The organism is Myceligenerans pegani (assembly GCF_014892515.1).
In the GTDB taxonomy this organism is placed as follows: domain Bacteria; phylum Actinomycetota; class Actinomycetes; order Actinomycetales; family Cellulomonadaceae; genus Myceligenerans; species Myceligenerans pegani.
Map to the genome: position 1 here is coordinate 23653 of NZ_JADBGR010000105.1, position 14274 is coordinate 37926.

The following is a 14274-nucleotide window of genomic DNA, read 5'->3' on the forward strand; positions in this document are numbered from 1 at the left end:
GCCGAAACGACGAGGCCGGGCCGGCACCCTGCGGTGTCGGCCCGGCCTCGTCGCGCATGCGGTTCAGGCGTGCTTTCCCGCGGTGCCTTCCTGGTTCTCGAGCTCGTCGAAGGCGTAGGTGTCGGAGTCGGACTTCTCGCTGGCGTCCGTGTCCGGTGCCGACTCCGGAGCAGCCTCGGCCGCCTGCGGAGTCGCGTCGATCGGCGTGCGCTCCGGCTCCGCCGCAGGAGCCGACGTCGTCGCGTCCTCCGGGGATTCCGGTGCGCTGTCGGGTGTCCCGTCGTCGGTGGACGACGCACCGGCGGCCGCACCGCTCGCCGTCGTCCAGGGCGCAGCCTCCGAGACCTTGTGCGCTCCCGCGCGTGCCGCCGAGCCGGCCTTGCCCGCCGCCGACCGGGCGGCGGACGTGGCCTTGCCGGCCGCGGCCGACGCCTGCCTGGCGGCAGCTTCCGCGACCTCACGGCTCTTGGCCACCGCGGACCCGGCGGCCGCACCCACACGCTGCCTGGCGTCGGAGGCGCCCGAACCGGAGTAGTCCGCGGTCGAGGTCTGCTCCCACGGCTCGGCCCAGGGGTCGCTCTGCGGCTGCGCACGCTTCCAGAAGACGTAGCCGGCGGCCACGGCGCCCACCCCGACCGCGGCCCAGACCCAGCGCTTCCTGGTCGAGCCCGACCTGGACTCCTTGGCCGCCTGCTTCGCGGCGGCCGCGGCGGCCTTGGCCGACGCCTTCTCCGCGGCGGCTGCCGCCTTCTTCGCCGCCTTGGCGGCCCGGCCCTTCAGCTGCGGTGCGGTGGCCGCGTCGACGCGATGCTGTACCTCGGCCGCGTGGGCCGCGGCCTGGTTCGCCGCGGCGACGGCGCGGGGCAGCAGGTCGTCGACGAGCTTGTGATGTGCGGAGTCGATGAGCGGCACGGCCTTGTCCGCGGCCTGCCGCACCCGCGGTGCGGCGGCCTGCAGGCCGTCCCGCCACGCCTTCTCGGCCCGAGGCTGCGCCCAGTGGCGCAGCTCGGCGACCCGCGGTTGTGCCCAGTCCTTCGCGTGGATCGCCTGCTCCCTGGCCTGCCCGGCAAGTGTTCCGGCCTGGTGGGCGGCCTTCGCACCCCGCTCGCCCAGCAGCGCGGCCGCCGCGGCGGCCTGCTGCTTCAGCTTCTCCTTGTCGACATGGTGGTCGACGGTGATCTTGCGTCCCATGGAAAGGAACCTCCCGGGATGTCTGCCGTCCAACGATCTGGTATGTAGCACCCACTCTGCCATCGCATGCCGCGAGTGGCGAGGCCGGACACTCGCGCGACGTGGAAAGATTGGGGACATGTTCGCAACCCTGCACACTTCCGCTGGTGACATCCGCCTCGAGCTGTTCGGTAACCACGCTCCGAAGACGGTCCGCAACTTCGTCGAGCTCGCACGCGGCGAGAAGGCCTGGACGGATCCTCGCACCGGTGAGGAGCGGAAGGATCCCTTCTACGACGGACTGATCTTCCACCGGGTCATCGACGACTTCATGATCCAGGGTGGCTGCCCGCTGGGCACGGGCACCGGCGGCCCCGGTTACACGTTCGACGACGAGATCCACCCCGAGAAGTTCGAGTTCAACGAGAAGTACCTCCTCGCGATGGCCAACGCCGGCAAGCGCCGCAACCCCGTGACCGGCGAGGTCGAGGGCACCAATGGTTCCCAGTTCTTCATCAGCACCGCCGAGACGCCGTGGCTGAACGGCAAGCACACGATCTTCGGGAAGGTGGCCGACGACCGGTCACGCGCCGTCGTCGATGCCATCGGCAAGACGCCGACCCGTCCGGGCGACCGGCCGGTCGAGGACATCACCATCAACTCCGTCACGATCGAAGACTGACCGGAGGGCCGAGCCATCGCCGACGACGAGGCAAGCGCGACCCCCGACGCGCCGGCCGGTCCCCCGGTCTGTCCGCGACACCCCGACCGGCCCTCCTACGTACGGTGCCAGCGCTGCGGTCGCCCGGCCTGCCCCGAGTGCCAGCGGCAGGCGGCGGTCGGCGTCCAGTGCGTGGACTGCGTGAAGCAGGCCGCGAAGCAGGCACCGCGTGTGACGACGACGCTCGGCGGAGAGGTCCGCACCGGGCGCCCGGTCGTCACGTTCACCATCATCGGCGCCTGCCTGGTGAGCTTCCTGCTGCAGCTCGTGCCCGGCCTCGGCTGGACCGAGCGGTGGCTGTTCTGGCCGGAGGGCGGCGCGATCGAGCCGTGGCGCTTCCTGACCGTGGCCTTCCTGCACTCCACCGGCATGCTGCTGCACATCGCGTTCAACATGTACGCGCTGTACATCACGGGCCAGTTCCTCGAGCCGTTGCTCGGGCGGGCGCGGTTCGGCGCGTTGTGCGCTTTGTCGGCCGTCGGCGGGTCCGTGGGCTTCCTGCTCTTCGCGGGCGTGTCCGGCCCGCTCGGCGTGTCGTGGATGCAGGGCACCGTCGGTGCCTCCGGCATGGTGTTCGGCCTGTTCGGAGCCATGCTGCCGGTCCTGCGGCGGATGGGACGATCGGCCGGGCAGATCGTGGTCCTGCTGGTGATCAACGGCGTGCTCGGATTCGTCGTCCCGAACATCGCGTGGCAGGCGCACCTGGGCGGCCTCGTCACCGGGCTGGCGCTCGGCGCGGCGTTCGCCTTCGCGCCCAGACGGTCTCAGCGGGTGATCGGCGTCGTCGCTCCGGCCGCAGTGCTCCTGGTCCTCGTCCTGGCCGCCGTCGCGAAGTACCAGCTCGCCCTGGCACCGGTTCTCACGCCGGGCCAGGTCTGACCGTTGTCCACAGCGTGCTGTCCACAACGGGTTCCGGGGAACGCCGATCGACCGCTCCACCGGGGCCGACCTCGGGACTTTTCCACAGCTTTACCCACAGCTGTGGGAAAGTCTGCCGAGGGCTGTGGAAAAGCCTGCCGAACGGCGAGCCGGCGTCAGCGCCAGCGCGTCGTGAGGCCGAAACCCACGATGATCAGGCCGAACCCGACCGCCAGGTTCCACTGGCCGAGCTGCGGCACCGGCAGCCCCAGGCCCGAGCTCGTCAGGTAGAACGTGACGATCCACGCCAGACCGAGCACCATCAGGCCCACCATCAGCGGAGCCAGCCAGCGTGGGCTCTCCTTGGGCTTCGCGACCGGGGCGTCGACGGCCGGCGGGGTGGTGGTCTTCTTCTTTCGGGGCTTCGACTCGGGCACGCTCGGGGGCTCCTGTCCGGACGGTGCCGGCCCTTGGTCGCGTCGGCGCGTAAGGGTCGGACGATGGCATTCTCGTGGACTAGCGTAGTGGTCGAGGCGAGCGAACGGTGACGCTGACAGGAGGTTGCCCGTGATCCGGGTAGGCGGGGGCACGCAGGTCACACGCGCGCGCGTGCGGTCGTGGGTCATCGTGGGCGGTGTTCTCGCCCTGGCGGGACTGTTGTTCGTCGCCAGCGGACGCCACGCGATCCAGTCCGGCTCGCGCCAGCCCCAGGACATCGCCGCCCTCGTGGAGGCCGAGTCGGCGCGGGTGAGCGAGCTGTCCGAGAGGGCGTCCGCGCTGAACCGCGAGATCAATTCCCTCACCCTGAGCGACCGCAGCGGAACCGACCTCCCGCAGGTGGACCCACCGTTGGCCGAGCGCGAGGGCGTGGCCGCCGGCTCCACTCCGGTGAGCGGCCCCGGCCTCACGGTCACGCTGGACGACGCACCGGCGTCGTCCCTGGACACGGTCCCGGGCAACCCGCAGCCCAACGACCTGGTGGTGCACCAGCAGGACCTGCAGAACGTCATCAACGCACTGTGGGTGGGAGGCGCGGAGGCGATGACCCTGCAGGGCGAGCGCGTCACGTCGACCTCGGCGTTCCGGTGCTCCGGCAATATCCTGCTGCTGCACGGCAAGGTGTTCTCCCCGCCGTACGAGGTCACCGCCATCGGGGACCAGGAGGCGCTCGCCCAGGCGCTGGAGGAGGACAAGGGCGTGCAGAACTACCGGGCCTACGTCGACTGGGTGCACCTGGGCTGGGGAGTCCGGACGCACGACCGGATCGACGTACCCGCGTCACAGTCGACCGGCGAGCTCCGCTACGCCCGCGTCCCGGAAGGAACGGACGTCTTCGCGTGAACCGCACACCCACTTCCGCAGCGCTCTTCCCGACCCCTGCCCCGCCCGACGGCCCTCGCCGCCGGCACGCCTACCGCGGCGGCCGTCGTGGCGGTGGCGTGGTGGCGGGCGTCGTCGGCGTGTTCGGGGAACTGCTCGTCACCGTCGGCGTGCTGCTCGGCCTGTTCGTCGTGTGGCAGCTGTGGTGGACCGACGTCGAAGGCGCCCGGGCACAGGATCAGATCGTCGCCGACATGGGCTGGGAGGAGCCGGAGGACGAAGGACCCGAGGTCGCCGTCGCCACCGAGCACCGCGAGGACCCGCCCGTTCCGGACGCGCCGCCGTCGGGCGAGACCTTTGCTCAGCTGTACGTCCCGCGGTGGGGCGAGGACTACCTCAAGCCCATCGCCGAGGGCACGGACAAGGCGACCGTGCTCGACACGATCGGCATCGGGCACTACGAGGGCACCGGCATGCCGGGTGAGCTCGGCAACTTCGCCACGGCCGCCCACCGCACCACGTACGGCAAGCCGTACAACAAGGTTCACGAGCTGAAGCAGCAGGACGCCCTGGTGGTCCGCACCGAGGACACCTGGTACGTCTACAAGGTCACCGAATCGGAGATCGTGCTCCCGGAGAACATCGAGGTGATCTCCCCCGTGCCCGGCATCAAGCCGGGGGAGCCGCTGCCGGAGCTCACCGAGCGGTACATCACCCTGACGACGTGCCACCCCATGTTCTCCGCGGCCGAGCGGTACATCGTCTACGGCACGCTGGACTACTGGGCACCCGTCAGCGAGGGCACGCCCAAGGAACTGCTGGAAGAAGGATGACGCGCTGATGTACGCCGCACTGTGGAACTTCCTCCCCGGCCCGCCGTGGGCCCGCGCCCTGCTCTGCGCGGGCCTCGGGATCATCCTGCTCGCGGTCTGCTTCGAGTACGTCTTCCCCTGGCTGAGCGACTACATGCCGTTCAACGACACCACGGTCGGGGAGTGAGCCGCCTCGACGGCCTGGCGCATCCACGGCCGCTCCCTCGGCGGACGAGTAGTCGTCCGACTCCTGCGGATCTCCGGTCGCGGGACACAAGCCCGTAGGCTTTCCGCATGGCGCGCATCCTCGTCGTCGACAACTACGACTCCTTCGTCTACACGATCGTCGGCTACCTGAACCAGATCGGGGCCGAGACCGTCGTCGTCCGCAACGACGCCGTGCCCGAGCCCGATGCGGAGGGCCGCTTCCACGACGACTCCGGAGTCCCGTACGACGGCGTCCTCGTCTCCCCTGGCCCCGGCGCCCCCGCCGAGGCCGGCGCGTCCGAGTCCGTGATCCGCGCCTGCGCGCGCTCCCGCACGCCGATGCTCGGCGTGTGCCTCGGCCACCAGGCGCTCGCCGAGGTCTACGGCGCGACCGTGACGCACGCCCCCGAGCTCATGCACGGCAAGACGAGCAAGGTCTTCATCGCCGACGACGACGGCGGTCGTGGCGGGCCGGGCGCGGAGGGTTCCGTCCTCGCCGGACTGCCCTCGCCGTTCACCGCGACCCGCTACCACTCCCTCGCGGCGACGCCGGAGAGCGTGCCGGACGAGCTCGTGGTCACATGCGCCACCGAATCCGGTGTGGTCATGGGCCTGCAGCACCGCGACCTCCCGCTGCACGGCGTCCAGTTCCACCCGGAGTCGGTCCTCACCGAGGGCGGCCACCGCCTCCTCGCCAACTGGCTGGAGCAGTGCGGCCTGGAGGGCGCGGTGGATCGCTCGAGGGGCATGGCGCCACTCGTCGCAGGCTGAACGCGACGGGGCCCGACCACTCGCTCGTGGTCGGGCCCCATCGGCGTCGGTGTGGCGGGTCAGCCGTCTCCGCCGGGAAGGATGCCGCCTTCGGTGGCGCCGCCGGTCGGGTCTCCGGCGGATTCCTCGTTGACGACGTAGAGGGTGACCTCGGTACCGGGATCGACTTCCAGACCCGGGGCGGGGTCGGTGTTGAACACCGTGCCGGGTTCGTACTGGGCGTTGTCCTCGTAGACGACGTCATCCTCGCTGCAGTTGAGCTGGACTCCGCCGCAGGCCTCGATCGCCTCCTGCAGGGTCATTCCGAGGATGTCCTCAGGGACCGCCGTCTTCGTCACCGGCTGGGCGACGAAGTAGGTCACCTGGGTACCGGCGTCGATATCGCCGGCAGGTGGATCCGTGCGGCTGATCTGGCCCTCGTTGACCTCGTCCGTCTGCTCCGTTTGCCGGATGCCGTTGAGACCGAGTTCGTTGAGCTTCGCCTTGAGCTGGTCTTCCGACCACCCCTTCATGTCAGGCAGGGTGACCGTGCCGGAGGCGTACCACACGTTGACCTCCGTCCCCTCCGTGACAGTTGAACCACCGGTCGGTTCTGAACGTGTCGCTTGGCCGGCTTGATACTGGGTGCTGTTCTCGGCCTGCCACGTACCAAGCCTCAGGCCGACCGCCTCGAGCGCCGCCTTGACCTCGTCCTGAGTGTCGCCTGTCACGTCCGGGACACTGACCTCACCGGGAGCCCCCGAGACATAGATCGTCACGGTCTCGCCCTGCTCGATCGTCTCTCCGGCCGCCGGATCCGTCTCACCCGTGGTGGTGCCCGCCTCCTGCTCGGACTCCTCGTCGATCTCCTGCGCACACTCCAGGTTCGCGTTCGTGACCGCGGTGCACGCTTCCTCGTAACTCACGCCCGCCTGGACCTCCGGCACCGTCGCCGTCGTCGGCTCCTCCGGCTGGCGGTTGTTGTTGTTGACGACCACCGCGATGAGGATCGCCGCCAGGGCCGCGATCGCGATCGCGATCAGGGTCCAGATGAGCGTCTTCTTGTTGTCCGGCTCGGTGTCCCGGCGGCCGGCGGGTCCCATCGGTCCGGTCGGATAACCCTGGCCCGGCGTCTGGACCGGCGGCTGCCCGGTCGTGGGCGGCCCGCCCCACTGCTGCGTGCCGTACCCGACGGGCGACATCTGCTGCGTCCCGAACGGCGGCGACATCATCTGCGTGGTCTGCCCGCCCATCGCCATCGCACCGACCATCGGCGCGGAGACCTGGCCGCCGCGAAGCGCCGCCTCGAGGTCCGCGCGGAACTCGGCCGCGGTGGCGTACCGGTGGTCGCGGTCCTTGGTCAGCGCCTTCAACGTGATGCGGTCGAGCACCTCGGGCACGTCGACGGCGATCTCGCTCGGCCGCTGCGGCTCCTGGCCCACGTGCTGGTAGGCCACGGCCACGGGCGAATCGCCCTGGAACGGCGGGCGACCGGTGAGCAGCTCGAACAGCAGGCAGCCGGTGGAGTACAGGTCGGACCGCGAGTCCACCGTCTCGCCGCGAGCCTGCTCCGGCGAGAGGTACTGAGCGGTGCCGATGACGGCGTTCGTCTGGGTCATCGTCGCCGCGGAGTCGGCCATCGCGCGCGCGATGCCGAAGTCCATCACCTTGACGGCGCCCGTCGGCGTGATCATCACGTTCGCGGGCTTGATGTCGCGGTGCACGATTCCCGCACGGTGCGAGTACTCGAGCGCGGACAGCACGCCCGTGGTGATCTCGACGGCCTCCTCGATCGGCACGGCCGACCCGTCCGTCAGGATGTCGCGGACGGTGTGGCCCTCCACGAACTCCATGACGATGAACGGGACGGTGACCTCCTTGCCGCTCGCGTCCTTGGCGCGATCCTCCCCCGTGTCGTACACGGCGACGATCGCGGGATGGTTCAGCGCGGCCGCCGACTGCGCCTCGCGGCGGAAGCGGGCCAGGAAGGACGGATCGTCGGCGAGATCGGAGCGCAGCACCTTGATCGCGACAGTGCGGCCGAGCCGTGTGTCATGGCCGACGTGCACTTCGGCCATACCGCCACGGCCGACCAGCTCACCGACCTCGTAGCGGCCGGCGAGCACCCGGGGCGTGTTGTCCACCACTTATACGTCCTTCGAAGATTCGGCCGGCCGCGATGCGGTCAGCGGCTCGTCAAGGAGCATCATCCCAGAGTCCGCGGCTGGCGCCGTGGTGCCAGGACTCAGCATTGCGTCCGTCGTTCCGTAGGAACTATCACCCAACGGTTGTGCTTCGCCACCCTCGTCTCCCCCAGTGGTCAGCACCAGGACGAGGACGACCGCGCCGAGCAGGGCGCCGAGCGCGACGAGGGGCCACGGGACGCGGATGCCGAGGCGGTCCTCGAGTTCCGCCGCCCAGTGGGCGATGCCGGCGGCCATCCCGCCCCGGCGACTCGACCTGCTGCTTCGCTCGGCCCGGACGTCCCGTCGGGACGGGTAGGACCGCGAGGCGCCGTCCGGCGGCGATATCGAGGTCGGAACGTAACCGGTCGTGGGATGGAAGTCCTCGATCGAGGTTCCGTGGCGTCCGACGGACCGACCCTGCGGACCGACGCCCGCGTCGTGTCCGGGCGGGTGATAGCCGTCGGGCGTCTCGTACTCCGGAGTCCCGGAGGCGGGCGCCCCGTGCTGGTGCGGCCGAGGCTGTGCGCCTGGGCCCGCCGTTGTCGGACCCCACGGACTCGGCCCGGCACCCCACGGGTTCTGCACCTCAGGTGCGACCGCCGGAGCGGACTGCGGCGTGGCCGTCGCCGTGAACTGCCCGTGCGACGGCGCCGGCTGCGCCGCGCCGTGGGGACCCGGCGCGTGTGCCCGGGCCTCGGCCTGCGCTGCCCGCCGCGCCTCGCTGCGGGACCGGACGACCGGCCGCGAACCCCGGCGCCCGCCGCTGACATGGCGCGAGGGCCCGGCGTCGGGCTGCTCACCCGACCGGGGCCCGGCGACCCGGCGCGTGCCGAACGGGTCCGCGCTGATCTCCTCCGCGAGGGCGTCCATCTCGCGCGCCAGCGTCTCGGCGGACGCGAAACGGTGCGCGGGATCCTTCTCGAGCATCTGCATGATCAGCTCGGACATCCCGGGATGGACCGACGACGGCAGCGGGGGTACCGGCGCGTTGACGTGCGCGATCGCGATGTCGACCGGGCTCTTGCCGGTGAACGGGCGCCGGCCCGCGGACGCCTCGTACGCGACGACGCCGAGCGCGTAGATGTCGGACGCCCCCGTCGCGGACTGGCCCACGGCCTGTTCGGGCGAGAGGTACTGGGCGGTGCCCATGACCATGCCCGTGGCGGTCATCGGCACCTGGTTCTGCGCCACCGACACGCCGAAGTCCGTGATCTTCACCGTGCCGGAGTGCTCCAGCAAGATGTTGCCCGGCTTGACGTCGCGGTGCACGACGCCGGCCGCGTGCGCGGCGTGCAGGCCGCGGGCCGTCTGGGCCAGCAGCGGAAGCAGGCGCTGGGCGGGCAGGACCGGCTCGCGCTCCAGGAGGTCGGCGAGCGGCTCGCCCAGCACGAGCTCCATGACCAGGTAGCCGGCGCCCTCCTCCTCGCCGTAGTCGTACATCTGGGCGATGTTGGGGTGCAGCAGCGTCGAGGAGTTGCGCGCCTCGGTCCGTAGCCGGCGGAGGAAGTCCTCGTTGCCCGTGTACTCCTCGCGCAGCACCTTGATGGCGACCTCACGGGTGAGCTTCTCGTCGAAGGCGACCCAGACCTCGCCCATGCCACCGATGGCGAGGCGGCGCACCAAGCGGTAACGCCCCCCGACCAGCACGCCTTCGACGGGGCGCATCAGTTGATCGCCGCCTCGAGGATCGCCTTCGCGATCGGCGCGGCGAGGGTGCCCGAGGCCGTGTCCTCGGTGGAGCTGCCGCCGTTCTCGAGCACGACGGCGACAGCGACCTGCGGGTCGTCGGCCGGGGCGAACCCGGTGAACCACAGCGTCGGCTGCCGGCCGCCGCCGTTCTCGGCGGTGCCCGTCTTGCCCGCGACGGACACGCCGGGGATCTGGGCGCGCTCGCCAGAGCCGTCCTCGACGACGCCGATCATCATCTCCGTGAGGGCGTCGGCGGTGGAGGAGGAGATGGGGTTGGCGAGCGTGCTGGGGTTCGTCTTCTCGACGACCTCGAGGTCGCTGTCGCGGATGCTCTCGATCAGGTACGGCTCCATCTCGGTGCCGCCGTTCGCGACCGTGGCGCTCAGCATGGCGACCTGGAGCGGCGTGAGCCGGACGTCGCCCTGGCCCATGCCGCTGAGCTCGATCCGGTCGATGGAATCGGGGTCGTTGTTACCGAGCCCCGGGTAGCTCCCGGCGACGGTGCTCATCGGCAGCTCCAGGCTCTCGTCGAAGCGAAAGTCCTCGAACATGTCCCGCATGCCGTCAGCGCCGACCTGGCCGCCGAGCCACAGGTACGACGAGTTGCAGGAGGTGCGCAGCGCGTCGGCGAGGGTGATCTCGGTCTGGCCCGCGACGCAGTCGTAGCCGCCGAAGTTGGCGATCGGTGTACCGGTGTTGGTCAGCTCGTACCCGTTCGGCGCCGGCACCTCGGAATCCGGGTCGAACTCACCGCTCTCGATCGCGGCGGCCGACGTGAAGACCTTGAACGTCGACCCGGGCGGGTAGGTCGCCTCGATCGCCCGGTTCTGCAGCACCGAGTAGGTGCTGTACTGCTCCGAGCCGTCGTTGGTGTTGATCCGCGGCTTCGAGTTCGCCAGGTTCTGGTACGTCTCGTTCACCTCGGCGTTGGAGTGCACCGCCAGTGCGTTCGGGTCGTAGGAGGGCTTGGAGACCATCGCCAGGATGGCACCGGTCCTCGGGTCGAGCGCGACGGCTGCGCCCGTGTAGTCGCCGAGCGCATCCCAGGCGGCCTTCTGGATCTTGGGGTCGATGGTGGTGTCGACCGACGATCCGGCGGCCTCCTGGCCGGTGATGAGGTTCTGCAACTGGTCCAGCCAGAGCGAGTCCGCGCGCCCAGAGAGGTAGTCGTTCGCGCTGCGCTCGAGGCCGGCGGTGTTGCCGTTCACCGCGAAGAACCCGGTGATCGGCGCATACATCTTCGCCACGGCCTCGTCGCCGTCGGCGTACACGCGCTGGCGGCCGTAGTTGTCGTCCACCGGAACGGAGACCACCACGTTGTTCTCGCCGACGACGATCGGGCCGCGGGCCGCGCCGAGATCGCGGTAGATCTTGCGCACGTTGCGGCCGTGGTCGTTGAGCTCGCCGGCCTGGACGTACTGGATCCACGTGGTGGACACCATGAGCACCAGGAACATGCCCATGACCACCGTGGACAGGCGGCGCAGGGTCGTGTTCACGCCTGGTCACCTCCGTCGTACCGGATCGGGGCCTGCATCTGTGTCATCTCGTCGCTCGGTGAGGGCATGCTCTGGCGCGCCGCCTCGCGGTCCTGCCGGCTCGCGCCCGGGCCCACCTCGATCGCGCCGTCGGTGCCGGGATGTCCGACAGGCGTGGGCGCCGGACCGGCGAGCTGGCCCCGCGTCGGCAGGGCGGACGGCCGGCGCGCGGCGTCCGACGTGCGCAGCAGCAGCGCGATGACGATCCAGTTCGCGATCAGCGACGACCCGCCCTGCGCCATGAAGGGCAGCGTCAGGCCGGTCAGCGGGATGACGCGGGTGATGCCGCCGACGACGACGAAGAGCTGCAGGGCCATCACGAATGCGAGACCGCCGGCGAGCAGCTTGCCGAAGCCGTCGCGCACGCCGATCGCGGTGCGCAGGCCGCGCTGCACGATCACGAGGTAGACCAGCAGGATCGCGAGGAGGCCGGTGAGGCCGAGTTCCTCGCCGAACGCGGCGTAGATCATGTCGGAGAACGCGAACGGGATCCGCGAGGAGTAGCCCTCGCCCCAGCCGGCGCCGAACATGCCTCCGTAGGCCATGCCGAACATGCCCTGGACCACCTGGAACGAGCCGCCGACCGCATCGATCAGCTCCGGGTCCAGCGGGTCGAGCCAGATCGTGACACGGCGCTGGACGTGACCGAAGATCGTCCACGCCGCGAACGCGCCGACGACGAACATCGACAGGCCGATCGCGACCCATCCCCCGCGTTCCGTGGCGAGGTACAGCATCCCGACGAAGAGGCCGAAGAACAGGAGTGACGTCCCGAGGTCCTTCTGACCGACGAGCACCGTCAGCGACACGGCCCAGACCACGAGGATCGGGCCGAGATCGCGCATGCGGGGGAGTTGCAGCCCGAGCACCTTCTTGCCGGCCAGCGCGAGCGTGTCACGGTTCGCGACGAGGTAGCCGGCGAAGAAGATCGCGAAGAGGATCTTGGCGAACTCTGCGGGCTGCAGCGAGAACCCGGCGAAGTAGATCCAGATCCGCGCACCGTTGATCTCCTGACCCAGGCCGGGGATCAGCGGCAGCACCACCAGGACGAGGGCGAGGACCATGACCGTGTAGGTGTACTTGCGCAGCACCCGGTGGTCGCGCAGGACGAGGATCAGGACGCAGGCCACGACGATGCCCAGCGAGGTCCACATCAGGTGCCGACCGGCGTCGGCGCCGTTCATGTCGTCCATCTCGAGCCGGGTGATCATGGCCAGGCTCATCGTGTTGAGCAGCATCACCGCGGGCAGGATCACCTGGTCCGCGTACGGTGCCCGGATGCGCAGCACGATGTGGGCGGTGAGCGAGAGCGCCGCAAGCACGAGCGCGTTCGTCCAGAACGCGTCGGGCAGGCGGTCGTTGATCGAGTAGCCCACCATGGCGAGGCCGCCGAGCCCGAGCGCGAGCGCGATCACGAGCATCACGGCCTCGGCCGCGCGGCCCGGCGCGTTCTCCTCGGGCTGGATCGCGTCCTGCATCCCCTGGGGAACCTTCTCGGAGAGCATGCTCATCCGTTCGACCCCCCGCCGCCGCCGTCAGAGTTCGAGTTCCCGCTGTCTCTGTCCTCCGACCGGGAATTCTTGCTGTCGGAGTCCGCGGAGCCCGACGTCGCGTCGTCGGTCGGCTCCTCCGTGGGCTCGTCGGTCGGCTCGTCCTCGGTGGGTGTCGGCTCGCTCTCCTCCTGTGCCTCCTCGGCCTGCTCGATGAGGCGCTGTGCACGGTCGAGGGCGTCGTCGCGCGACGTGGCGCGGATCGTGCCCTCGATGCTGTCGGCGATGTAGCCCGGAAGGTCGGCGACCTGGGTGCCGGTCAGCTCGACGGGCGTCGACAGCGAGAACGGTCCCGCCGTGGCGGGGATGCCGCGGAAGACGGCGACCTGGCCGTCCGCCTCGCCGACGTAGTACTGGGTCTGCGTCCAGCGGTACCCGGCCCAGCCGGCGACTCCCAGCCCGCCGATGAGCAGCAGGGTTCCGACGACCACGAGCCACGGACGCCTCCTCGGGGCGGGCTCGGTCTCGACCTCGTCCTCGCTCCCGTCATCGGGGAGGACCTCGGGCTCGTACGCCCCCGCCTCGGAGCCGTTCACGGCGTGCTCGAGCGCATCGGCCAGGTTCGGGTCGGAGTCGGGCAGCACCGCCGTGCCCAGCGCGCTCGGCTGGGACTGCGTCCCACCTGGTCCGGCGGCGTCGGCCCCGCCCGGATGGATGATCGTGCCCGGGCCGATGGCGGCGGTCACGCCGCGCAGGGCGGCGGCGCCGACGATCTCGGGGTCGGGCGGCGGAAAGGGCTCGGACTCCTCGTCGACGACGTCGGCGACGACCACGGAGATGTTGTCGGTGGAGCCCTCGCGCATCGCTGCCGATACGAGCCGTTCCGCCGCTTCCGCCGGATCGGCGACGGTACCGAGCGTCTCGGTGAGGCTCTCCACGGAGACGAACCCCGACAGGCCGTCCGAGCACAGCATCCACCGGTCGCCGGGGATCGCCTCACGGACCGACATGTCGGGCGTGAGATCGAGGTCGAAGTCGCCGAGCACCCGCATCACGACGTTGCGCTGCGGATGCGTCTCCGCCTCGTCGGCCGAGATGCGTCCGGTGTCGACCAGATGCTGCACGAACGTGTGGTCGACGGTGACCTGGGTGAGGAGTCCGTCGCGCAGCAGATACGCGCGGGAGTCCCCGAGGTGGGCCATGGCGAGCGTGTTGCCGCTGCGCAGCAGCGCGGTTACCGTCGTGCCCATGCCGGCCAGCTCGGGATCCGAGGCGGTGGCGGTGATGAGGTCCTGACGCGCGCGGTCGACCGACTGCTCCAGGTCGGCCAGGAGGCGGTCGGTGCTGTGGTCCCCGTGGTCGAGGGGCGTCAGGGCGGCGATCGTGAGGGACGACGCGACGTCACCGCCCGCGTGGCCACCCATGCCGTCGGCGACCACGAGGAGGTGCGGACCCGCGTACGCGGAGTCCTGGTTGTTGGAGCGGACGAGGCCGACGTCGGAACGCGCGGCATACCGCAGATTCACGGTCACG

At 70.5% G+C, this 14274-nt stretch carries 13 protein-coding genes; 6 read left to right on the forward strand and 7 right to left on the reverse strand.

Going from position 1 to position 14274, the window contains the following annotated elements:
- Positions 1–63: 63 nt before the first annotated feature.
- On the reverse strand, positions 64–1191 hold the full coding sequence (locus IIE03_RS19395) for a hypothetical protein (protein WP_192864419.1): 1128 nt from the start codon (positions 1189–1191) through the stop codon (positions 64–66).
- A 118-nt stretch (positions 1192–1309) separates the two neighbouring features.
- Between IIE03_RS19395 and IIE03_RS19400 the strand changes: the two genes are divergently transcribed.
- Together IIE03_RS19400 and IIE03_RS19405 are read left to right on the forward strand one after the other, a co-directional pair.
- On the forward strand, positions 1310–1852 hold the full coding sequence (locus IIE03_RS19400; protein ID WP_192864420.1) for a peptidylprolyl isomerase: 543 nt from the start codon (positions 1310–1312) through the stop codon (positions 1850–1852).
- Positions 1853–2062: 210 nt separating this feature from the next.
- Complete coding sequence (locus tag IIE03_RS19405; RefSeq protein ID WP_319643989.1) at positions 2063–2770, forward strand: rhomboid family intramembrane serine protease; 708 nt, start codon at positions 2063–2065, stop codon at positions 2768–2770.
- Positions 2771–2925: 155 nt separating this feature from the next.
- On the opposite strand, the gene IIE03_RS19410 is transcribed toward IIE03_RS19405, so the two are convergent.
- Positions 2926–3186 carry a cell division protein CrgA gene (locus IIE03_RS19410; protein WP_192864421.1) on the reverse strand — a complete coding sequence of 87 codons (261 nt, stop codon included), beginning with the start codon at positions 3184–3186 and terminating at the stop codon, positions 2926–2928.
- A 130-nt stretch (positions 3187–3316) separates the two neighbouring features.
- On the opposite strand from IIE03_RS19410, the gene IIE03_RS19415 reads away from it, so the two are divergent.
- The 4 genes from IIE03_RS19415 (at position 3317) to IIE03_RS19430 (ending at position 5859) form a co-directional block, all read left to right on the forward strand.
- Positions 3317–4090 carry a DUF881 domain-containing protein gene (locus tag IIE03_RS19415; RefSeq protein WP_318843074.1) on the forward strand — a complete coding sequence of 258 codons (774 nt, stop codon included), beginning with the start codon at positions 3317–3319 and terminating at the stop codon, positions 4088–4090.
- A complete protein-coding gene (locus IIE03_RS19420) occupies positions 4087–4902 on the forward strand; it encodes a class E sortase (protein ID WP_318843075.1) in 816 nt (271 codons plus the stop codon). The genes IIE03_RS19415 and IIE03_RS19420 overlap by 4 nt, the downstream gene beginning before the upstream one ends.
- A gap of 7 nt (positions 4903–4909) precedes the next feature.
- A complete protein-coding gene (locus IIE03_RS19425) occupies positions 4910–5068 on the forward strand; it encodes a hypothetical protein (RefSeq protein WP_192864423.1) in 159 nt (52 codons plus the stop codon).
- 107 nt (positions 5069–5175) lie between these two features.
- On the forward strand, positions 5176–5859 hold the full coding sequence (locus IIE03_RS19430; protein WP_192864424.1) for an anthranilate synthase component II: 684 nt from the start codon (positions 5176–5178) through the stop codon (positions 5857–5859).
- A 59-nt stretch (positions 5860–5918) separates the two neighbouring features.
- On the opposite strand, the gene pknB is transcribed toward IIE03_RS19430, so the two are convergent.
- From pknB to IIE03_RS19455, 5 genes are read right to left on the reverse strand one after another with little or no spacing between them, the layout of a single operon-like run.
- Positions 5919–7985, reverse strand: a complete 2067-nt coding sequence (gene pknB, locus IIE03_RS19435; protein ID WP_192864425.1) for a Stk1 family PASTA domain-containing Ser/Thr kinase — start codon at positions 7983–7985, stop codon at positions 5919–5921.
- Complete coding sequence (locus tag IIE03_RS19440; RefSeq protein WP_192864426.1) at positions 7986–9689, reverse strand: serine/threonine-protein kinase; 1704 nt, start codon at positions 9687–9689, stop codon at positions 7986–7988.
- Entirely contained in the window at positions 9689–11212 is a 1524-nt protein-coding gene (locus tag IIE03_RS19445) for a peptidoglycan D,D-transpeptidase FtsI family protein (protein WP_192864427.1), read from the reverse strand. Before IIE03_RS19445 ends, IIE03_RS19440 begins: the two co-directional genes overlap by 1 nt.
- Positions 11209–12762, reverse strand: a complete 1554-nt coding sequence (locus IIE03_RS19450; protein ID WP_192864428.1) for an FtsW/RodA/SpoVE family cell cycle protein — start codon at positions 12760–12762, stop codon at positions 11209–11211. The genes IIE03_RS19445 and IIE03_RS19450 overlap by 4 nt, the downstream gene beginning before the upstream one ends.
- Positions 12759–14273, reverse strand: a complete 1515-nt coding sequence (locus tag IIE03_RS19455) for a protein phosphatase 2C domain-containing protein (protein WP_192864429.1) — start codon at positions 14271–14273, stop codon at positions 12759–12761. The genes IIE03_RS19450 and IIE03_RS19455 overlap by 4 nt, the downstream gene beginning before the upstream one ends.
- Between the last annotated feature and the right edge of the window lies 1 nt (position 14274).

What these genes read in the sequence shown, in the direction of transcription:
- IIE03_RS19395 (WP_192864419.1), bottom strand. Translation starts at nt 1,191, where the DNA reads ATGGGACGCAAGATCACCGTCGACCACCATGTCGACAAGGAGAAGCTG.
- IIE03_RS19400 (WP_192864420.1), top strand. Translation starts at nt 1,310, where the DNA reads ATGTTCGCAACCCTGCACACTTCCGCTGGTGACATCCGCCTCGAGCTG.
- IIE03_RS19425 (WP_192864423.1), top strand. Translation starts at nt 4,910, where the DNA reads ATGTACGCCGCACTGTGGAACTTCCTCCCCGGCCCGCCGTGGGCCCGC.
- IIE03_RS19440 (WP_192864426.1), bottom strand. Translation starts at nt 9,689, where the DNA reads ATGCGCCCCGTCGAAGGCGTGCTGGTCGGGGGGCGTTACCGCTTGGTG.
- IIE03_RS19450 (WP_192864428.1), bottom strand. Translation starts at nt 12,762, where the DNA reads ATGAGCATGCTCTCCGAGAAGGTTCCCCAGGGGATGCAGGACGCGATC.
- IIE03_RS19430 (WP_192864424.1), top strand. Translation starts at nt 5,176, where the DNA reads ATGGCGCGCATCCTCGTCGTCGACAACTACGACTCCTTCGTCTACACG.